Source organism: Cohaesibacter marisflavi, from assembly GCF_900115225.1.
Taxonomy (GTDB): Bacteria; Pseudomonadota; Alphaproteobacteria; order Rhizobiales; family Cohaesibacteraceae; genus Cohaesibacter; species Cohaesibacter marisflavi.
In genome coordinates this window covers 63,587-80,537 of record NZ_FOVR01000017.1, presented here as the reverse complement: position 1 = coordinate 80,537, position 16,951 = coordinate 63,587, and the positions used below count along the sequence as shown (strand labels likewise).

14 protein-coding genes are annotated in these 16,951 nt (G+C 55.8%); 2 read left to right on the top strand and 12 right to left on the bottom strand.

Features of this window, described 5'->3' with window-relative positions; genetic code table 11:
• Positions 1 to 3: 3 nt before the first annotated feature.
• Complete coding sequence (locus tag BM258_RS21735; RefSeq protein WP_210186842.1) at positions 4 to 1,845, top strand: Na/Pi cotransporter family protein; 1,842 nt, start codon at positions 4 to 6, stop codon at positions 1,843 to 1,845.
• A gap of 109 nt (positions 1,846 to 1,954) precedes the next feature.
• Here the strand turns inward: BM258_RS21735 and fghA are convergent, their stop codons facing one another.
• From fghA to BM258_RS21680, 11 genes are all read right to left on the bottom strand, one after another.
• On the bottom strand, positions 1,955 to 2,785 hold the full coding sequence (gene fghA, locus BM258_RS21730) for an S-formylglutathione hydrolase (RefSeq protein WP_090075345.1): 831 nt from the start codon (positions 2,783 to 2,785) through the stop codon (positions 1,955 to 1,957).
• 75 nt (positions 2,786 to 2,860) lie between these two features.
• Positions 2,861 to 3,970, bottom strand: a complete 1,110-nt coding sequence (locus BM258_RS21725; protein ID WP_090075362.1) for an S-(hydroxymethyl)glutathione dehydrogenase/class III alcohol dehydrogenase — start codon at positions 3,968 to 3,970, stop codon at positions 2,861 to 2,863.
• 238 nt (positions 3,971 to 4,208) lie between these two features.
• Entirely contained in the window at positions 4,209 to 4,475 is a 267-nt protein-coding gene (locus tag BM258_RS21720) for a metal/formaldehyde-sensitive transcriptional repressor (RefSeq protein WP_090075344.1), read from the bottom strand.
• Positions 4,476 to 4,726: 251 nt separating this feature from the next.
• Positions 4,727 to 5,896 carry a Gfo/Idh/MocA family protein gene (locus BM258_RS21715; RefSeq protein WP_090075343.1) on the bottom strand — a complete coding sequence of 390 codons (1,170 nt, stop codon included), beginning with the start codon at positions 5,894 to 5,896 and terminating at the stop codon, positions 4,727 to 4,729.
• 3 nt (positions 5,897 to 5,899) lie between these two features.
• Positions 5,900 to 6,958: a sugar phosphate isomerase/epimerase family protein gene (locus tag BM258_RS21710; RefSeq protein WP_090075342.1), complete on the bottom strand. Its 1,059-nt coding sequence runs from the start codon at positions 6,956 to 6,958 to the stop codon at positions 5,900 to 5,902.
• 16 nt (positions 6,959 to 6,974) lie between these two features.
• Complete coding sequence (locus tag BM258_RS21705; RefSeq protein ID WP_090075341.1) at positions 6,975 to 8,021, bottom strand: LacI family DNA-binding transcriptional regulator; 1,047 nt, start codon at positions 8,019 to 8,021, stop codon at positions 6,975 to 6,977.
• A 5-nt stretch (positions 8,022 to 8,026) separates the two neighbouring features.
• Positions 8,027 to 9,022, bottom strand: a complete 996-nt coding sequence (locus BM258_RS21700) for an ABC transporter permease (RefSeq protein WP_244544805.1) — start codon at positions 9,020 to 9,022, stop codon at positions 8,027 to 8,029.
• Positions 9,023 to 9,032: 10 nt separating this feature from the next.
• A complete protein-coding gene (locus tag BM258_RS21695) occupies positions 9,033 to 10,001 on the bottom strand; it encodes an ABC transporter permease (RefSeq protein ID WP_090075340.1) in 969 nt (322 codons plus the stop codon).
• On the bottom strand, positions 10,001 to 11,497 hold the full coding sequence (locus tag BM258_RS21690; RefSeq protein ID WP_090075339.1) for a sugar ABC transporter ATP-binding protein: 1,497 nt from the start codon (positions 11,495 to 11,497) through the stop codon (positions 10,001 to 10,003). Before BM258_RS21690 ends, BM258_RS21695 begins: the two co-directional genes overlap by 1 nt.
• A 102-nt stretch (positions 11,498 to 11,599) precedes the next feature.
• Entirely contained in the window at positions 11,600 to 12,622 is a 1,023-nt protein-coding gene (locus tag BM258_RS21685; RefSeq protein ID WP_090075360.1) for a substrate-binding domain-containing protein, read from the bottom strand.
• 243 nt (positions 12,623 to 12,865) lie between these two features.
• A complete protein-coding gene (locus tag BM258_RS21680; RefSeq protein ID WP_090075338.1) occupies positions 12,866 to 13,540 on the bottom strand; it encodes a hypothetical protein in 675 nt (224 codons plus the stop codon).
• A 363-nt stretch (positions 13,541 to 13,903) separates the two neighbouring features.
• Here BM258_RS21680 and BM258_RS21675 point away from each other — a divergent pair, with 363 nt between their 5' ends.
• The gene (locus BM258_RS21675; RefSeq protein WP_090075337.1) at positions 13,904 to 14,962 is read left to right on the top strand and encodes an aldo/keto reductase; all 1,059 of its coding nucleotides are present in this window, start codon (positions 13,904 to 13,906) and stop codon (positions 14,960 to 14,962) included.
• 110 nt (positions 14,963 to 15,072) lie between these two features.
• Here BM258_RS21675 and edd read toward each other — a convergent pair whose 3' ends face one another.
• The gene (edd, locus tag BM258_RS21670) at positions 15,073 to 16,887 is read right to left on the bottom strand and encodes a phosphogluconate dehydratase (RefSeq protein ID WP_090075336.1); all 1,815 of its coding nucleotides are present in this window, start codon (positions 16,885 to 16,887) and stop codon (positions 15,073 to 15,075) included.
• Positions 16,888 to 16,951 lie beyond the last annotated feature (64 nt).

Here is a 16,951-nt window from a genome sequence, read left to right as displayed (position 1 = left end):
CCCGTGCTCAAGAAAATACTGCTGCCCCTCATCCTTTCCCTGCTGCTGATCGCCTTCTGGTTCAGTTCAGACTTTCAGGAAATCGCTGCCGGGGTGGCAGTTTTTCTATTTGGCATGCTGATGCTGGAAGATGGCTTCAAGCTCTTCTCCGGCGGTTTTCTCGAAAAGATACTGGCCAGAGCCACCGGCTCGACCTCGCGCTCCATCAGCTTCGGCATCCTCACCACGACATTGATGCAATCAAGTTCTCTGGTCTCGGTCATCACCATTTCCTTTCTCTCCGCCGGGCTCATTTCCCTCATCGCGGGCGTGGGCATCATATTCGGAGCCAATATCGGCACGACCACCGGCGCCTGGCTGGTTGCCGGTTTCGGTCTCAAGGTCAAGATTTCCGCCTATGCCATGCCCATGCTGGCTGTTGCCATTGTGCTGGTTTTCCAGCGCAACAAATATTGGCGTGGGGCAGGCTATGTGCTGGCCGGTCTGGGCTTCCTGTTTCTGGGCATCCATTTCATGAAAGAGGGCTTTGAGGCCTTCAAGGACCAGTTCGACCTCACCCGCTTTGCCATGTCCGGCATTCTTGGCCTCATCGTCTACACGCTGGTGGGCTCAGCTGCGACAGTGGTTATGCAATCCAGCCACGCAACCATGGTGCTCATCCTGACGGGTCTGTCAGCTGGTCAGATTTCATATGCCAATGCGCTGGCGCTAGCCATCGGCGCCAATATCGGCACGACCATCACGGCAATCATCGGCTCTTTGACGGCCAATTATCAAGGCAAGCGTCTGGCCCTCGCCCATCTGATCTTCAATCTGGTGACCGCCAGCGTGGCGCTGGTCTTCATCAATCAGCTCAGGCAGGCAGTCGATTTTGTCAGCCTGCATATGGGCATCGCAGATACGGATTATGCCCTCAAGCTTGCCGTCTTTCACACAATCTTCAATGTGCTGGGGGTAGCCATCATGCTACCGCTTATGAACTGGTTGATCGCTTTTCTCACCCAGCGGATCGCCGAACCCAAGCTTGATATTTCCAAACCCAAATATCTCAATGAAGCGGTCGACGCCTTCCCCGCAACCATCGAACTGGCTTTACGTAAGGAAGTGCTTCATTTGCAGGAAAATGCTGTCGAGCTGATCGCCCATGGCCTCAACATCCACCGTCACCAGCTTTATTCTAGCAACGACATCGCCCGCACAGTGCAATCCAGTCGCTCCACCTTCGAGCTGGATATTGGCGCCCGCTACGAGGCGCGGGTGAAAACACTCTACTCAGCTATCGTCGATTTCACCTCGCGGGTTGGCGACAAGGATATCCCCCACACGGTGCTGGAACGCGCCTACCGGCTGCGCAATGCAGCAACAGCCATGGTGCGTGCCGTCAAAGCCATCAAGCATATGCGACGCAACGCCAATCTCTTTACCAGCAAGCCAATGGGAGCCGCGACAGATCTCTATAATACATTGCGCACGGAAATCGCCCGCATTCTTGCTCAATTGCACGCTCTCAACCAGATGGATGAAGACAGCCGGGATAGCGCGTGGCTTGAGGAAGAGCTAGCCAAGATCAAGAAGGCCAAGAATGCCAGCACCCAGCTGGTAGAAGCCCATATCCGTGCAGGAGACCTGGAGATGCAGTCGGCAACGTCCTTCCTCAACGATTCCGACTATGCTTATAACGCCATGAAGGATCTGCTCAAAGCAGCCAAGGCCATCTATTCCGAGCCTGAAAGCACCGAGGAGCAAGTCGAACGTATCCTCAAATCCGATGAATCAGGCCCTCAGCTTGGAAAGATCATGGCAGAGCAGGAACGAGATGGCGCATTTGACGTCCACCCCGTTTGATCCACTCTCACCGGCCCCAAAGCAAAAGCCCCGCGCAGATAGGCACGGGGCTTCCATTGATATGCTTTACTGAGCCTTGGCGGCAGGAAGAATCAGCCTGATCGGAAGATCAGGCTTTCAGAGCCTTGGCATGATGGGCGATATGATCGCCGATGAAGCTGGCAATAAAATAGTAGCTGTGATCATGTCCTTCCTGCATGCGCAGGGTCAGCGGATGGCCAACACGCTTGGCTTCTGCCTCAAAAATCTCCGGCTTCAGCTGGCCGGCAAGAAAATCATCGGCATCTCCCTGATCAATCAGGATCGGCAGACGCTCCTCAGCCGAAGCCAGAAGCGCGGTTGCGTCATGCGCCTTCCATGCCTCGCGATCATCGCCAAGATAGGCTGAAAAAGCTTTCTCACCCCATGGCACCTGCGTCGGCGCCACAATGGGAGAAAAGGCAGAAACCGCCAGATAAAACCCCGGATGGCGCAAGGCCAAGGTCAGCGCACCGTGGCCGCCCATGGAATGGCCCATGATGGAGCGTTTATCACTGGCCGGAAAAGTGGCTTCGATCAGGGCTGGCAATTCCTTGGTGATATAGTCTTCCATCTGGAAATGCTGTGCCCATGGTTTCTGCGTCGCATTGAGATAGAAGCCGGCGCCCTGCCCCAGATCATAGGCCTCGTCATCTGCCACACCTTCGCCGCGCGGGCTGGTGTCTGGCGCCACAAGGATCACGCCATGCTCTGCGGCATAACGCTGTGCACCGGCCTTGGTGATGAAATTCTGTTCTGTGCAGGTGAGGCCCGAAAGCCAGTAGAGTACCGGTAGCCGAGCACCCTCTTCATGATCAGGCACAAAGACGGCCACCTTCATATCACAGCCGAGCACTTGAGAGGCATGCTGATAAACGCTCTGGGTTCCTCCGAAGGAGGCATGATGTTCGATACGGTCCATGATTTCCCCGATGCTTTGTCAAAAAGAGGCGCGGCAGAAGACCGCCGCGCCGGATAGGATGCACTATGTCTGCGATCAGTATTTGATCACGGAGCGTATGGACTTGCCTTCATGCATGAGATCAAAGGCATTGTTGATGTCATCCAGTGGCATGACGTGGGTCACGAACGGTTCCAGATCGATATCGCCTTTCATGGCGTCCTCAACCATACCCGGCAGCTGGGTGCGACCCTTGACCCCACCAAAGGCAGACCCCATCCAGTGACGACCGGTAACAAGCTGGAACGGACGGGTAGAGATTTCCTGCCCTGCTCCGGCAACACCGATAACAACAGACTGCCCCCAACCGCGATGGGCACATTCCAGAGCCGCACGCATGACATCCACGTTGCCGATGCATTCGAAGGAATGATCCACACCCCAACCGGTCATCTCGATGATCACCTGCTGGATCGGCTTGTCATAGTCTTTTGGATTGACGAAGTCAGTTGCACCAAACTCACGGGCCAGCTCGAACTTGTCCGGATTGGTGTCAATGGCAATAATGCGGCCAGCCTTGGCCTGACGGGCACCCTGAATAACCGCAAGACCGATGCCCCCCAGACCGAAGACAGCGACCGAGTCGCCTTCCTGAACCTTAGCGGTGTTATGCACGGCGCCAATGCCGGTGGTCACACCACAGCCCAGCAGACAGACATGCTCATGGTTGGCTTCCGGATTGATCTTGGCAAGGGAAACCTCGGCCACAACCGTATATTCGGAGAAGGTGGAGCAGCCCATATAGTGGAAGATCGGCTCGCCATTGTAAGAGAAACGGGTGGTGCCATCCGGCATCAGACCCTTGCCCTGCGTTTCGCGCACGGCCACACAGAGGTTGGTCTTGCCCGATTTGCAGAATTCGCATTCGCCGCATTCAGCAGTGTAAAGCGGAATGACATGGTCACCCGGAGCAACAGACGTTACACCTTCGCCAACTTCGACAACAACACCGGCGCCTTCATGGCCCAGAACAACCGGGAATATACCCTCAGGGTCCGCACCGGAAAGGGTGAAGGCATCGGTATGACATACGCCAGTGTCAGAAATCTTGATCAGCACTTCGCCATGTTTGGGCGGAGCGACATCGATTTCAACGATTTCAAGAGGTTTGTTGGGCGCAAATGCGACTGCAGCACGTGATTTCATAGTGTTATCCTTGGTCAACGGATTTGACGAACGCGCCTTGCCAACCGGCTCGGCGCCTCCCCTCTCCCTACCAAGGCATCCACCTATCCAGCCGGGAGTGGTTTCGGCGCCGAAAGCATCCCTTTCCCAAGAGATGCCTTCAAGCTGACAAACCGCGATGTTTCTTTTGCTTTTTTGAGTTTCTGGTCCAGCCGCTTCTAAAACGCCAAGACCGGCCTTCCACACCCTTTGGGTGCCGCTATTTCAGATAGTTCCGAACAAGATGAAGCAGTTCCTGCGTTTTCTTGCCGCCGGGATCATCGGGAAAAACGAATTCTTCCCGAATATGGCTGTCCATGACTTCAACCATCAGCCCATTGACGGCGCCCCGTACCGCTGCGATCTGTTGCAGTATAGGCGTACAGTCCGCGCCAGCTTCGATTGCGCGTTCCAATGCTTCGCATTGGCCTTTGATCTTGCGGACGCGCGTCAGAGCACGTTTTTTATCTTCGGGACTTTTGGGCATGTTGCATCACCTATTCTATACTGGGGTATAGTATAAAAGGATACGTAATCCTACAACCCCCTTTGCAAGGATTTTTTCTGCCTGCCCAAAATAGACCAGACTACAAGCAACAAAAACGGGAGAAACGCGCCAGCGTTCCTCCCGCAAACCCGGAAAGTAACTATCCCGGAAAATCAAATTTTCTCAACAGGGCCCCTCTTAGCATCTGACTGCAAGACCAAATCTAGAAGCGCCCGTCGCCATCCAGTTGCCTATTTCTTCTCTTTGAGTGACACCCAGACACCACCCTTGGCCGAAGATTCAAGGCTGGCTTCAACAAATGCCAGACCGCTGACACCGTCATCGGCATTTGGTACAAGCACAGCTGCTTCGTTTGCCTCGATTGCATCGGCGGCATCGCGATAGATATTGGCAAAAGCCTCCAGATAACCCTCCGGATGCGCTGCCGGAATACGACTACCAGCCACTGCAGCAGGGGTGTTCTCAACCCCATTGCGGCGCAAGAGGCGACGCGGCTCACCAAGCGGCGTGTACCACAGCTCTTCTGGCTTTTCCTGCCACCATTCCAGGCCACCGGTAGAGCCATATATGCGCAGCGAAAGATTGTTACCATTGCCAGCAACCACCTGACTGGCCCAAATGGACCCCTTGGCCCCGTTGGCATAGCGCAGCAGAATGCTGGCATCATCATCCACCTGTCGGCCCGGCACCAGTGCGGTCAGCTCGGCCAAAATCTCGGTTGGCTCCACCCCGGCCACGAAAGCGGCCAGATTGTAGGAATGGGTGCCGATATCGCCGATGGCTCCGCCTTGCCCGGCCTTCTTGGGATCATTGCGCCAGTTTGCGCTTGCCGCTTCGGGGTCTTCATCCGGCGCAGCAAGCCAATCCTGGGCATATTCCACCTGCACCCGGCGCAACTCGCCAATAGCGCCATTGGCGACCATTTCACGCGCCTGACGCACCATCGGATATCCTGTGTAGGTGTGGGTCAGAAACAGCGTCTTACCGGTTTTCTTTACGGTCTCGGCCAACACCTTGGCATCGTCCAGCGATGTGGTCATCGGCTTTTCGCAGATAACATGGAAACCCGCTTCCAGTGCCGCTTTGGCAACCGGATAATGCAGAAAATTCGGTGTGACAATGGCAATCACATCAGGCTTGTCTTCACGGCTTGCTTCCGCCTTGATCATGTCCTCATAATTGTCATAAGCCCGATCCGGCGCAATGCCGATGGCAACAGCAAAAGCCTTGCCTCGTTCGGGATCGTTATCCAGCGCACCGGCGACCAGCTCATATCGATCATCAATGCGCGATGCGATGCGATGCACGCCGCCGATAAAGGCAGTAACCCCGCCCCCAACCATGCCCAGCTTCAGCTTGCGGTGACTTTGGATTTGCATATTGGTATCATTCAAGGCCATGGTTCAGTCCTCATTCAGTCCCAGCAGTCGACGATTCGTTGCCGCATCCACACCGGAGCTGGCAAAATCATCAAACGCATGTTCGGTTACACGGATAATGTGATCGGCAATGAAAGTGGCTCCTTCGCGGGCGCCATCCTCTGGATGCTTAAGTGCGCATTCCCACTCGAGAACGGCCCAGCCTTCAAAGTCATATTGCGCCATTTTCGAGAAAATGCCCTTGAAGTCGACCCCGCCATCACCCAGCGAGCGGAAACGACCAGGGCGATCCACCCATGACTGATATCCGCCATAGACGCCGGACCGACCGCTATATTGCAGCTCGGCATCCTTGACATGGAAAGCCTTGATCCGGTCGTGGTAGATATCGATGAAGGCGAGATAATCCAGCGCCTGAAGCACGAAGTGGGATGGGTCATAAAGGATATTGGCGCGGCTGTGACCGTTCAGCTCTTCAAGGAAGCGCTCGAAGGTAACTCCGTCATGCAGGTCTTCGCCCGGATGCAGCTCATAGGCCACGTCAACGCCCAGCTCTTCATGATAGTCCAGAATCGGCTTCCAGCGTTTGGCCAGCTCGGAAAAGGCCTCTTCTACCAGCCCACCCGGACGCTGTGGCCATGGATAGACATAGGGCCATGCCAGCGCGCCCGAAAAGCTCACATGCGTATCAAGGCCAAGATTCTTTGATACAAGGCCCACTTTCTTGACATGCTCGACCGCCCATTCCTGGCGGGCTTTCGGATTCCCGCGCACAGCTTCCGGTGCAAAATTATCAAACAACGCATCATAGGCCGGATGCACGGCAACCAGCTGCCCCTGAATATGCGTCGAGAGTTCTGTGATTTCCACGCCAAGCTCTGCCAGCTTGCCTTTCAACTCATCACAATAGTCCTTGGATGTCGCTGCCAGATCCAGATCGAACAGATTGTCACCGGTCGGGATCTGCAAACCCTTGTAGCCGAGATCTGCAGCCCATTTGGCGATGGCAAACAGATCATTGAACGGGGGCTTGTCTCCGACGAACTGGGCCAGAAACAGCCCGGGGCCTTTAAGTGTCTTCATGGGTTCAATCTCCTTGTTACGTCCCCGGTCTTGCGTCGTCGAAAGGCGCAACCGAATTTCGAGTAATCAGTTCGGTTAAAAACTGTTGATCCTCTAGGGGTTCCTCCACCGCTACCGGATCACCGGCGTGGGCGGAAAGCTTGCGGATCATCATTGCCATGGCAGCACGACCAATCTCGCGCCTTGGCTGATAGACAGTGGTCAAAGGGGGATAAAAGATGGAGGCAATGAGCGTATCATCGAAGCCGACGAGCGAAACGTCATCCGGTATCGCCAGCCCCTTTTCACGCAGGGCACTGGCCGCACCAATCGCCATCTGGTCGCTGGAAGCGAATATAGCACTGAAATGCGCGCCCTTTTCCAGCAACTTTGCCGTCTGGTCATAGCCGGCATTGAGACTGAAGTCGCCCGGCATGATCAACGCTTCGTCAATGGGCAATCCGGCTTTTTTCAACGCTCGCCGATAGCCTTCCAGACGAGTCTTGCCGAGATGCTCGTCAAGCGGTCCAGTCAAGTGAACAATCCGCTTGTGCCCCTGCGCGATGAGATGCGCAACGGCCCCTTCAGCCGCCGCTACATTATCCACCCGAACGGTGGGCGCCTCCAGTCCGTCGATCTCTTCCAGAGCCACCACGAAGGGCGGCAGCCTATCCGTCTGCTCCAACAGCTTTTTGGGGAAGCTGCCGATCATCAGGATGAGACCATCAGCATGGCATTCACGCACCGCCTCGATATAGTGGGTGATGCGCTCGTCATCTTCGCGCGCATCACCCATGAGCACTTTGTAGCCCGCCGCGAAGGCAGCCTCCTCTACCCCTTTATAGATATCCAGATAGAAGGGGTTGGAGATATCCCGCACGAGAAGAATAACGGTGTTGCTCTTGCGCGAGCGGAACATGCTCGCCTGACGATTGGGAACAAAACCGATTTTCTCAACCGCATCCATCACCTTCTTGAGGGTCGCCTCACGCACCTTGCCCGGCTGGGCAAGCGCGCGAGACACCGTGGCCGTGGAAACTCCTGCGGCCTTGGCAACATCGCGGATATTGGGCTGGTCAACCATCTTGATTAGATCCGTGCACTTTTCTGGCGTCCGTAGAACATGAGCAGCAGGAGCAATGTGCCACCAAAGATCAGCTGACGGCCCCAGAACTCCAGATGCAGCGTGGTCAGAACGCTTTGCAGCAGAATCAAGGCAATCGCACCTGCGACAGTCCCAATATAACCACCAGAACCACCTGCAAGGGAAGTGCCACCGATGACAACCGCGATAATGGAGGGCAACATATATTGATCCCCTACACTAATGAATGAGTTGCCTGTGTAACCGATGACAAAAACCCCGGTGAGGCCAGCCAAAGCACCGGACAAACCGAACACCGTTGTGCGGATGACTTTGACTGGCAGCCCCACCAGACGAGCAGCTTGCGGATTTGCACCGACGGCATAGATGGAAAGACCAAAAGACGTTGCCCGCAGAATGAAGACCATGCCGATAATCAGCAGCAGCCAGATAAACAGGACACCGGGAATACCGAAGACCACAGGCTGATTGATGAAATTCATCAGGGCGGGCGCAGCATTGCCCGAAGGGATACCGCGCGAGAAAACCACGAGCCCACCCTGAATGACCGAGGTCATACCGAGCGTCATGACAAGCGGCGGAATGCGAATGAGGTTGACCCCGAGCCCGTTGACCATGCCAATGATGAAGGTCACACCCATGGCGGCAATCAAGGCTGGCAAAATCCCGCCATTGGCACCATCCATAACATTACCCGCGATCACGGCACCAAGGGAAATCATGGCTCCGACAGACAGGTCAATGCCTTCGCCACCGGCCAGAACCACCAGATTCTGTCCCGCAGCCGCAAAGCCGAGCAGTGCTGCGACCGTCAGCAGCTTTATGATCTGGTCACCCCGTGCAAAGCCGGGAGAAACCGCTTCCCCGATGCCCAACAGAATAATGATGGCAAACAGGGCAAGAACCACAGGCTCGCGCAGAATGGCACCAAGGCTAAAGCCCGCATTTTCAGAGTGCATGTTGCTTGAAGCGTCAGACATTTCTATCTCCTCACTTACGCGCCACGAGTACGCCACCAGCCAGAGCAGCCAGTACGATCAGACCCTGCACGAGCGTCTGGAATTCAAAGGGCAATCCGGCAAAGAAGATCACGTTGCCGATCATGCCAAGCAGAAGAGCACCGAAGATGGACCCGATGGCTCCACCGACACCACCCGACAGCATGGTTCCGCCGAGCACCACAGCCGAGATCGACCCCATGGCCAAGCTCTGGCCTATTAGCGGATCACCACTGGCGGTTTCGCCCGTTAGACAAAGCGCTGCAAAGCCGGAAAAAAGACCACAAAGCGCAAAGGACAAGAGCCGCACGAAGCTCATGTTGATCCCGCTCTGGAAGGCCCCCGCACGGTTGCCCCCGACAGCCTTGAGGTGGCTCTCGAACGGGCGACGCTGCATGAAGAGGACAAACAGGAAACCGGCAATCAGAATCCAGAGCACGGTTGGCACACCGAGCACAAAGTCACTGTAGGTCATCCAGTAGACTTCCGGCACCGAGAGCCCCGCCTGCGGCATGACCCAAAGCGCCAGCGCCGAGAATATGATGCCTGTACCGAAGGTCGCCACCATGGGCTGCAAGCGCAGATAACTGATCAGCAGGCCATTGAAGACCCCGCAGAGAACCCCGACGACCAAGCCAGTCAGCAGACCAATCGGTACACTGGCAGCATCTCCACCAGCCATGGCGATAACCGTCACGGTTACCACATTGACTAGCGCGGCAATAGACCCGACAGACAAATCGATATCTCCACCCATGATCACGAAGGTCTGGCCAATGGCCACCAGCGTAAGCGGCAGGAAGGTGGTCAGGTTGGAATGCATCACCATGCCGTCAAAGAAAGACGGCTGCAGGAACCAGTTGATCAGAACCAGCGCGACAAGCGAGCCGAAGGCAACCAGCCATACGGGTCTTTTTGATACGGTCGAGCCCGATTTGGGGGCGGACAGAATGCTCTTCATCAGGCCTCTCCATAGGCTGCGCGGGTAAGATGGAACGAGTCCATCTCGGCCCCGGAAAGTTCGGTAACGACCGCGCCGTCATTGAACACGGCGATACGGTCACAATTGTCCAGAAGCTCGGATTCTTCACTGGAATAGAGCAAGACGGCAACGCCGGACTCAGCCAGCTTGCGAATAAGCGCAAACAGATCCGCCTTGGCCGCAAGATCGATGCCCTTGGTCGGGTCATCAAGCAGGATCACTTTCGGATTGGTTGCTAACCAGCGCGCAATGAAGATCTTTTGCTGGTTGCCACCAGAGAGCGTACCGATGGCATCGGTCATGCGCGCATATTTGGTCTTGAAGGCCGAGGCGACTTCAGCCAATTGCGGCCGCAATTCCTTAGCGCGGACGAGCTTGCGCTTTTCACTGACGAGAATGGCCGCTGCCAAGTTCTCGAAAATCGAGCGTCCGGGAAGCGCGGCATCAGGGCCGCGGTCGCCGGAAACATAGGCAACCTTACGCCGCACCGCGTCCGCCGGCTTGCGGATGGCCACCTGTTCATTGTTCAACCAAACCGTACCGGATGTGATCGGCAGCGCGCCAAACAGGCTGCGCAACAGGGTCGACTGCCCCTGCCCCTGCAATCCGCCAAGCCCGACAATTTCGCCCGGAGCAACAGAGAGGGAAACATCATTGAGCAAATTGCTGCCAACACCTTCCAGCTTGAGCAACGGCTTTTTGCCCTCGTCATCCAGCGCCTGACGCTTGGGGGCCTTCTTCACATCCCCCACCATCATGTGCACCACATCTTCAGTTGTGGTTTCGGCGATGGCGGTTTCGGCCACCACTGCGCCGTTGCGCATAATGGTCGCGTGATCACAGATTTCAAACACCTCGTCGAGGCGGTGAGAAATGAAGATGGTTGAAACACCCTCTTCGCGTTTCTTGCGCAGAATATCAAAGAAAACCTTCACCTGCCGACCATCAAGGGCCGCAGTTGCCTCGTCCATGATGACGATGCTGGGGTTTTTCGCATAGACCTTGCAAATCTCGACAATCTGCCGCTGACCTGGCGTCAGGTCTGCCACAAGGGCATCGGGCTGAATATCATCCCCAATCGCATCCTTGAACATTGCCAGCAAGTTGAGGGTCTCGGTGCGCATTTTGGCATAGTCGATGAAGCCGACGCCATTGCGTGGCTCACGCCGCAAAAAGATGTTGGCCTCAACACTCATTTTCGGAATGAGGCTCAGCTCCTGATAAAACAGGGCAATCCCCATCTCTTCGGCATCACGCGGGCTGCGAAAGGAAACTTCCTTGCCGTCGATGAGAACAGTTCCGGAGGTGGGCGCATAGGCCCCGGCGACAATTTTGGACAGGGTGCTTTTGCCGCATCCGTTCGCGCCAAGCAGCGCATGGATTTCTCCCCGTTCAACAGTCAGCCGACCATCGGTCAGCGCATGTACCTTGTCGAACCGTTTGGTGAGATCGCGCACCGTAATTGCTGAAGACATGACAATCCTCGGTTTTTGCAAAGTCGGAGCGCCCGCCCGCGATCATGGATCGCAGGACGTTGCATGTCCCGAATCATGGGAGCAGGCGGGCGCCTGATTCATTTATTTGAAGAATTCTTCGGCTTCTTCCGGAGTAACAACGTCCGTCACAGACCAGTAACCGGGTTTGTCTTTGGCTTCTTCAAGTTTTTCATCAAGGTTGGAGTTGTCGATGAACGGGATCGGGATATAGATCGCGTTGCCATAAACACCTCCAAAGATGCCATCCTTGAATTCTTTGCCCTGCATTTTCATAACAGCAACGTTAAGAGCAGAAGCCATAACCCCTGGAGGGTTGACCGATGCTGCAGAGTTCAGACCATTTTCTTTCCAGGTCACCATGAAGTCCTTGCGGATTTCACCAGTTGCTGCAATCTGGCTTGCCTTGTCGGCAGCCATGATGGAGCGCCATGCACCGGCCGCCATGCCGTCCTGCACCCATACGCCCTGAATGTCCGGATAGGTCGCGAGCAGGTTCTGCATGGCCTGCTGGCCCTGCGCCTGATCCCAGTTGGCGTTGGCTTCGTTCAGCACCTTGATGTCTGGATGTGCTTCAAAGGCTTCCTTGTAACCAGCAACGCGCATTTCGTTGGCCGGGTTGCCTGCAACACCGTTGATGGTAACAACATTGCCCTTGCCATCAAGGGTTTCAGCCAGCCATTTGGCAGACTGGTAAGCCCACTGCTTCTGATCGATACCAACATAGATGGCGTCCTTGGAAGAGACTTCGGCATCAGTTGCAACAACCATGATACCACGCCGTTTTGCCTGTGCGAAAACAGGGTTGAAAGCGGACGGGCTGTTCGGGTCGATGATAATTGCATCAACGCCCTGGTTGATGAAGTTGCGCACCTGGCCAACCTGGCCCTGAGCATCCACGTTGCCGCTCTGGACAACAACTTCGACATCGACGCCCTTGTCTTTCCAGGCCTCGGCTGCAGCCTGAGCTTCTTCAATCATCTGGGTGCGCCACTCGCTGCCGACCCAGCCATTGGACAGGCCGATCTTGAAACTTTCAGCGTTTGCTACGGACGCAGAGACCCCTGCCGCAACCAACATGGTTGCAGCCAAAAACCACTTTTTCATCATAAAGATTTCCTCCAACACGAACCAAAATGTAACCGATTACATTTTACTTCCTTCTCCAAGGCACTTAGGCCATGGTTCCCTATTATCAATAATGTAATCGGTTACATTTGTCAATCAATTCCATTGAGATTGTGAATCAATCGCAACAATGTGAAGAGCCTGTCCGACCGAAATGCGCAAGCTCAATTGACCGAGCAAAAGTGTGGAAGCCCCACCCAAAACCAGTTGAAATCCTGAAAATTAAATGATTTCCGCATGATACTTACGCAAAGCCTGCATATGGAAAGCGGCCTGCTCGGGCAGCAGTTGATAGTCCCGGCCAACAGGACAGGCGCGACGGGCAAGGCAGCCATTGGTCATGCAGTCTTCCGAATCCGGCCCGGCCAGATGCGTTGCACACAGAGCGATATCCAGTCCCTTGGCCGAAAAGGCCCCGACCGGACAGACATGAAGACAAGGGGTGCCGACACATGCCTTGCAGGGATGCTGCGCCTTTTCTGCCTTGGGTAACGCTAGACGTTCAGAAAAAAGCAACGCCCCGCGAGTTGCATGCCAAAGCCCGTAAACAGGATGTATCTCGATACGCAAAGGCGATTGGAAGCAGTTGCCAGCTTTCTTCACCCAGCGCTGAAACGGATAGTATGGCCGATCAAATGGGAAAACAGCATGGGCTCCGATCTGTTTGGCCATCGCAGCCAATTTGCGTGCTGTCCAGTCATCCAGCGGATCGGGACTGGCACGCCGATCTTTTTGAAACGCGCGCCACATATGCGGGCCGACACTGCCGATCAAGAGGATGGTTCTAGTTGACTGCCCGTCGGGCAAAGGAGGCACATCGTCAGCAGGGGCTGGATGAAAGCCACCACGCAGAAAAAATCCGCACTGGTCCAGTTCGTCCCTTAGCTGTTGCATCATGCCTATGCTCCTTTTTCGTCAACGCCCCGACATTAATCCCTCCCGCAGCATCGGAGCAAGCGCAACGGACACAGAACACATTGAAAGGCCAAGTCTCAACACCTCTCCCTCACAAGGTTTGTTTGTCCTTGCGAGATTGAAAATATGCAATATGCTCGGTATCCGGGATATGACAGTATCTCCACACAGATCCGATCGCACCTCACATGAAGATCAGGGATTTGGCACAAGCCCAAACCATTCATCCCAGCGAACCAACAGACGTAAACCGGGGTCTGCAGCAGGCGCTTCGCTTATTGGGCATTTCACGCCAACATCCATTCCGGGGGAGGGGCAAAGGCACGATCACATGAGGAAAGCACCATGAAATACAACTATCTGGGACATTCAGGGCTCAAGGTTTCCGCTTTACAGCTGGGCACCATGACATTTGGCGGCGAAGGCTTTTTCGCCAAGGCTGGCAATATTGATGTCAAAGGAGCCAAACGGCAGCTCGACATGATCGTTGAAGCCGGCGTCAACATGCTGGATACGTCCAACGTCTACTCCAAAGGCACCTCCGAGGAGGTTATCGGCCAAGCCATTGAAGGCCATCGCAACGACCTTCTGATTGCCACAAAGGTTCGCTTCCCAATGGGCGAAGGCCCAAACGACCGAGGCCTGTCGCGCCATCATATCATTGAGGCTTGCGAAGCAAGTCTGAAGCGCCTCAAGACCGATCACATCGATCTTTACTGGTGCCATGAATGGGACGGTATGACACCGGTGGAAGAAACCCTGCGTGCCATGGATGATCTGATGCAAGCAGGAAAAATACGTTATCTGGGCGTGTCCAACTTCTCCGGCTGGCACATCATGAAATATCTCAGCGCCGCAGAGAAGGAGCATTTGATCCGCCCCGTCGCACAGCAAATCCACTATACGCTTCAGGCCCGAGAGGCCGAGCAGGAGCTCCTGCCAGTGGGCATCGATCAGGGATTGGGAGCGGTCATCTGGTCACCGCTGGCTTGCGGCCTGCTGACGGGCAAATATCGCCGTGGCAAACCCGATCCGGAAGGCACGCGCCGCGTTCAGGGTTGGACAGAGCCTCCCGTTCACGACATCGAAGCATTGTATGATATCGTCGAGGTGCTCATCGAAGTCGCTGATGGCTATGAAGGCGTCACCCCGGCGCAGGTGGCTCTGGCCTGGCTAACGAGCCGCCCCGGCGTCGCCAGCGCCATTGTCGGCGCCCGCAATGATGAACAGCTCGCAGACAACCTAAAGGCAGCAGAGTTGACGCTCTCCCAAGAGGCCATTGAAAAGCTGGAGAAGGTCAGCCGCAAGCCCCTCGCCTATCCTTACTGGCACCAGAAAGCCACGGCGTCGGATCGCCTGTCTCCAGCAGATTTGTCTCTCATCGGCCCGCATCTGGAAGACTAGACCGTCAGACAGAAAGCGCAAACTGCATGGCATAAAACAAACAAAAACCGGACAGCGAATTTTCACCCGCTGTCCGGTTTTTATATCTTATAGGGAGAACGAAGCTACCTTTAAAACTGGGTTGCTCCGGTTTCCACCGAACTGACCGAAGCGCGGAAAGTGGCAAAGAGTTCACGCCCCATGCCGATTTGCTGGCCGGAGAGATCTGCAGTCACCGGCCCCCGCTCCAGCACGGCCGGATCAACAATGTCCAACACCCCGGTCTTGGCATCCACGCGCACGATATCGCCATCGCGCAACTTGGCGATCGGGCCGCCATCCAGCGCTTCAGGGCAGACATGGATCGCAGCAGGCACCTTGCCCGATGCACCGGACATACGCCCGTCAGTCACAAGCGCCACCTTGAGACCCCGCTCCTGCAAAATGCCAAGCACAGGCGTCAGACTGTGCAACTCGGGCATGCCGTTGGCCTTGGGGCCCTGAAAGCGCACCACAACAATGGTGTCTGAAGTGAATTCATTCTGCTTGAAGGCCTGCTTGACGGCGTCCTGATCCTGAAAGATCCGGACCGGAGCTTCGATCACATGCCGTTCTGGCGCTACGGCAGAGACCTTCATCACCGCTGTACCCAAAGAGCCGGTCAGCTTTTTCAACCCGCCCTGACTTTGGAACGGATTGCTGATGGCTCGCACGATCTTGTCATCAAGAGAGCCCGCAGCGCCCTTCACCCACTCCGCTTCGCCGTTGGCATCTAGGCGAGGCTCCGTGGTATAAGCCTCCATGCTGTCACCAACCACGCTCTTGGCGTCTTCGTGCAGCATGCCTTCGCTCAGCAATTCGGCAACAACCACGCCCAGCCCACCAGCAGCATGGAACATGTTCACATCAGCAAGTCCGTTCGGATAAGCCCGCGCCAGCAGCGGCGTAACTTCCGAGATATCTTCGAAATCCTCGAGCGTGACAATCAGGCCTGCCGCTTTGGCCATGGCCACCAGATGTATAAGAAGATTGGTAGAGCCGCCCGTCGCATTGAGCCCGACCATGCCATTCACAAAGGCCTTGGCATCCAGAATATCGGCAACGGGCCGGAAATCATTGCCCTTGGCCGTAATCGACAGCGCTTGCCTGACGGCAGCCCGTGTTACAGCATCCCTCAATTCGGTGCCCGGATTGATAAAGCTGGTACCCGGCATGTGAAGGCCCATGAATTCCATCAGCATCTGGTTGGAATTGGCCGTACCATAAAAGGTGCAGGTGCCCGCGCTGTGATAGGAGGCCATTTCCGAGGCGAGCAGCGCTTCGCGTCCCACCAGCCCCTTGGCATAGTCTTGCCGCACCTTGGTCTTTTCCTCGTTGCCCTGCCCTGAAGGCATCGGACCGGCAGGCAGGAACACAGCAGGCAAATGCCCGAAGGTCGCAGCCCCAATCACGAGACCGGGAACGATCTTGTCGCACACGCCAAGAAACACCGCACTGTCAAAGACGTCATGAGACAGCGCCACACCAGTGGCCATGGCAATCAAATCACGTGAAAAGAGCGAGATATCCATGCCATCCTGCCCCTGTGTCACCCCGTCACACATGGCCGGAACACCTCCGGCAACCTGCGCCGTGCCGCCAAAGCTGCGCGCGGTTTCACGGATGAGCTGAGGATAGTGCTCATAGGGCTGATGCGCCGAGAGCATGTCGTTATAGGCGGTCACGATGCCCACATTGGGAACGCGAGCACTCGCCAGATCAGGCTTGTCCACCTCGGGGGAAGCGGCGAAGGCATGGGCGAGATTGCCACAGGTCAGATGCGCACGCCCCGGACCTTTCGCCTTGGCGGCCTCAACCTTGGCAAGATAGGCCGCGCGACTATCGCGGCTGCGGTCCATAATGCGGTCTGTGACGCGTTTCAATGTATCATGAAGCGGTTTGCTCATGCTCGTCTCCTGGTCCTTTGGCAGCCCTCTTCGCAGGGCCATGATATGCGGGCGAAAATGCGCG

What these genes read in the sequence shown, in the direction of transcription:
- fghA (WP_090075345.1), bottom strand. Translation starts at nt 2,785, where the DNA reads ATGGACCGTATCGAACATCATGCCTCCTTCGGAGGAACCCAGAGCGTT.
- BM258_RS21725 (WP_090075362.1), bottom strand. Translation starts at nt 3,970, where the DNA reads ATGAAATCACGTGCTGCAGTCGCATTTGCGCCCAACAAACCTCTTGAA.
- BM258_RS21720 (WP_090075344.1), bottom strand. Translation starts at nt 4,475, where the DNA reads ATGCCCAAAAGTCCCGAAGATAAAAAACGTGCTCTGACGCGCGTCCGC.
- BM258_RS21715 (WP_090075343.1), bottom strand. Translation starts at nt 5,896, where the DNA reads ATGGCCTTGAATGATACCAATATGCAAATCCAAAGTCACCGCAAGCTG.
- BM258_RS21710 (WP_090075342.1), bottom strand. Translation starts at nt 6,958, where the DNA reads ATGAAGACACTTAAAGGCCCCGGGCTGTTTCTGGCCCAGTTCGTCGGA.
- BM258_RS21705 (WP_090075341.1), bottom strand. Translation starts at nt 8,021, where the DNA reads ATGGTTGACCAGCCCAATATCCGCGATGTTGCCAAGGCCGCAGGAGTT.
- BM258_RS21700 (WP_244544805.1), bottom strand. Translation starts at nt 9,022, where the DNA reads ATGTCTGACGCTTCAAGCAACATGCACTCTGAAAATGCGGGCTTTAGC.
- BM258_RS21695 (WP_090075340.1), bottom strand. Translation starts at nt 10,001, where the DNA reads ATGAAGAGCATTCTGTCCGCCCCCAAATCGGGCTCGACCGTATCAAAA.
- BM258_RS21690 (WP_090075339.1), bottom strand. Translation starts at nt 11,497, where the DNA reads ATGTCTTCAGCAATTACGGTGCGCGATCTCACCAAACGGTTCGACAAG.
- BM258_RS21685 (WP_090075360.1), bottom strand. Translation starts at nt 12,622, where the DNA reads ATGAAAAAGTGGTTTTTGGCTGCAACCATGTTGGTTGCGGCAGGGGTC.
- BM258_RS21680 (WP_090075338.1), bottom strand. Translation starts at nt 13,540, where the DNA reads ATGATGCAACAGCTAAGGGACGAACTGGACCAGTGCGGATTTTTTCTG.
- BM258_RS21675 (WP_090075337.1), top strand. Translation starts at nt 13,904, where the DNA reads ATGAAATACAACTATCTGGGACATTCAGGGCTCAAGGTTTCCGCTTTA.
- edd (WP_090075336.1), bottom strand. Translation starts at nt 16,887, where the DNA reads ATGAGCAAACCGCTTCATGATACATTGAAACGCGTCACAGACCGCATT.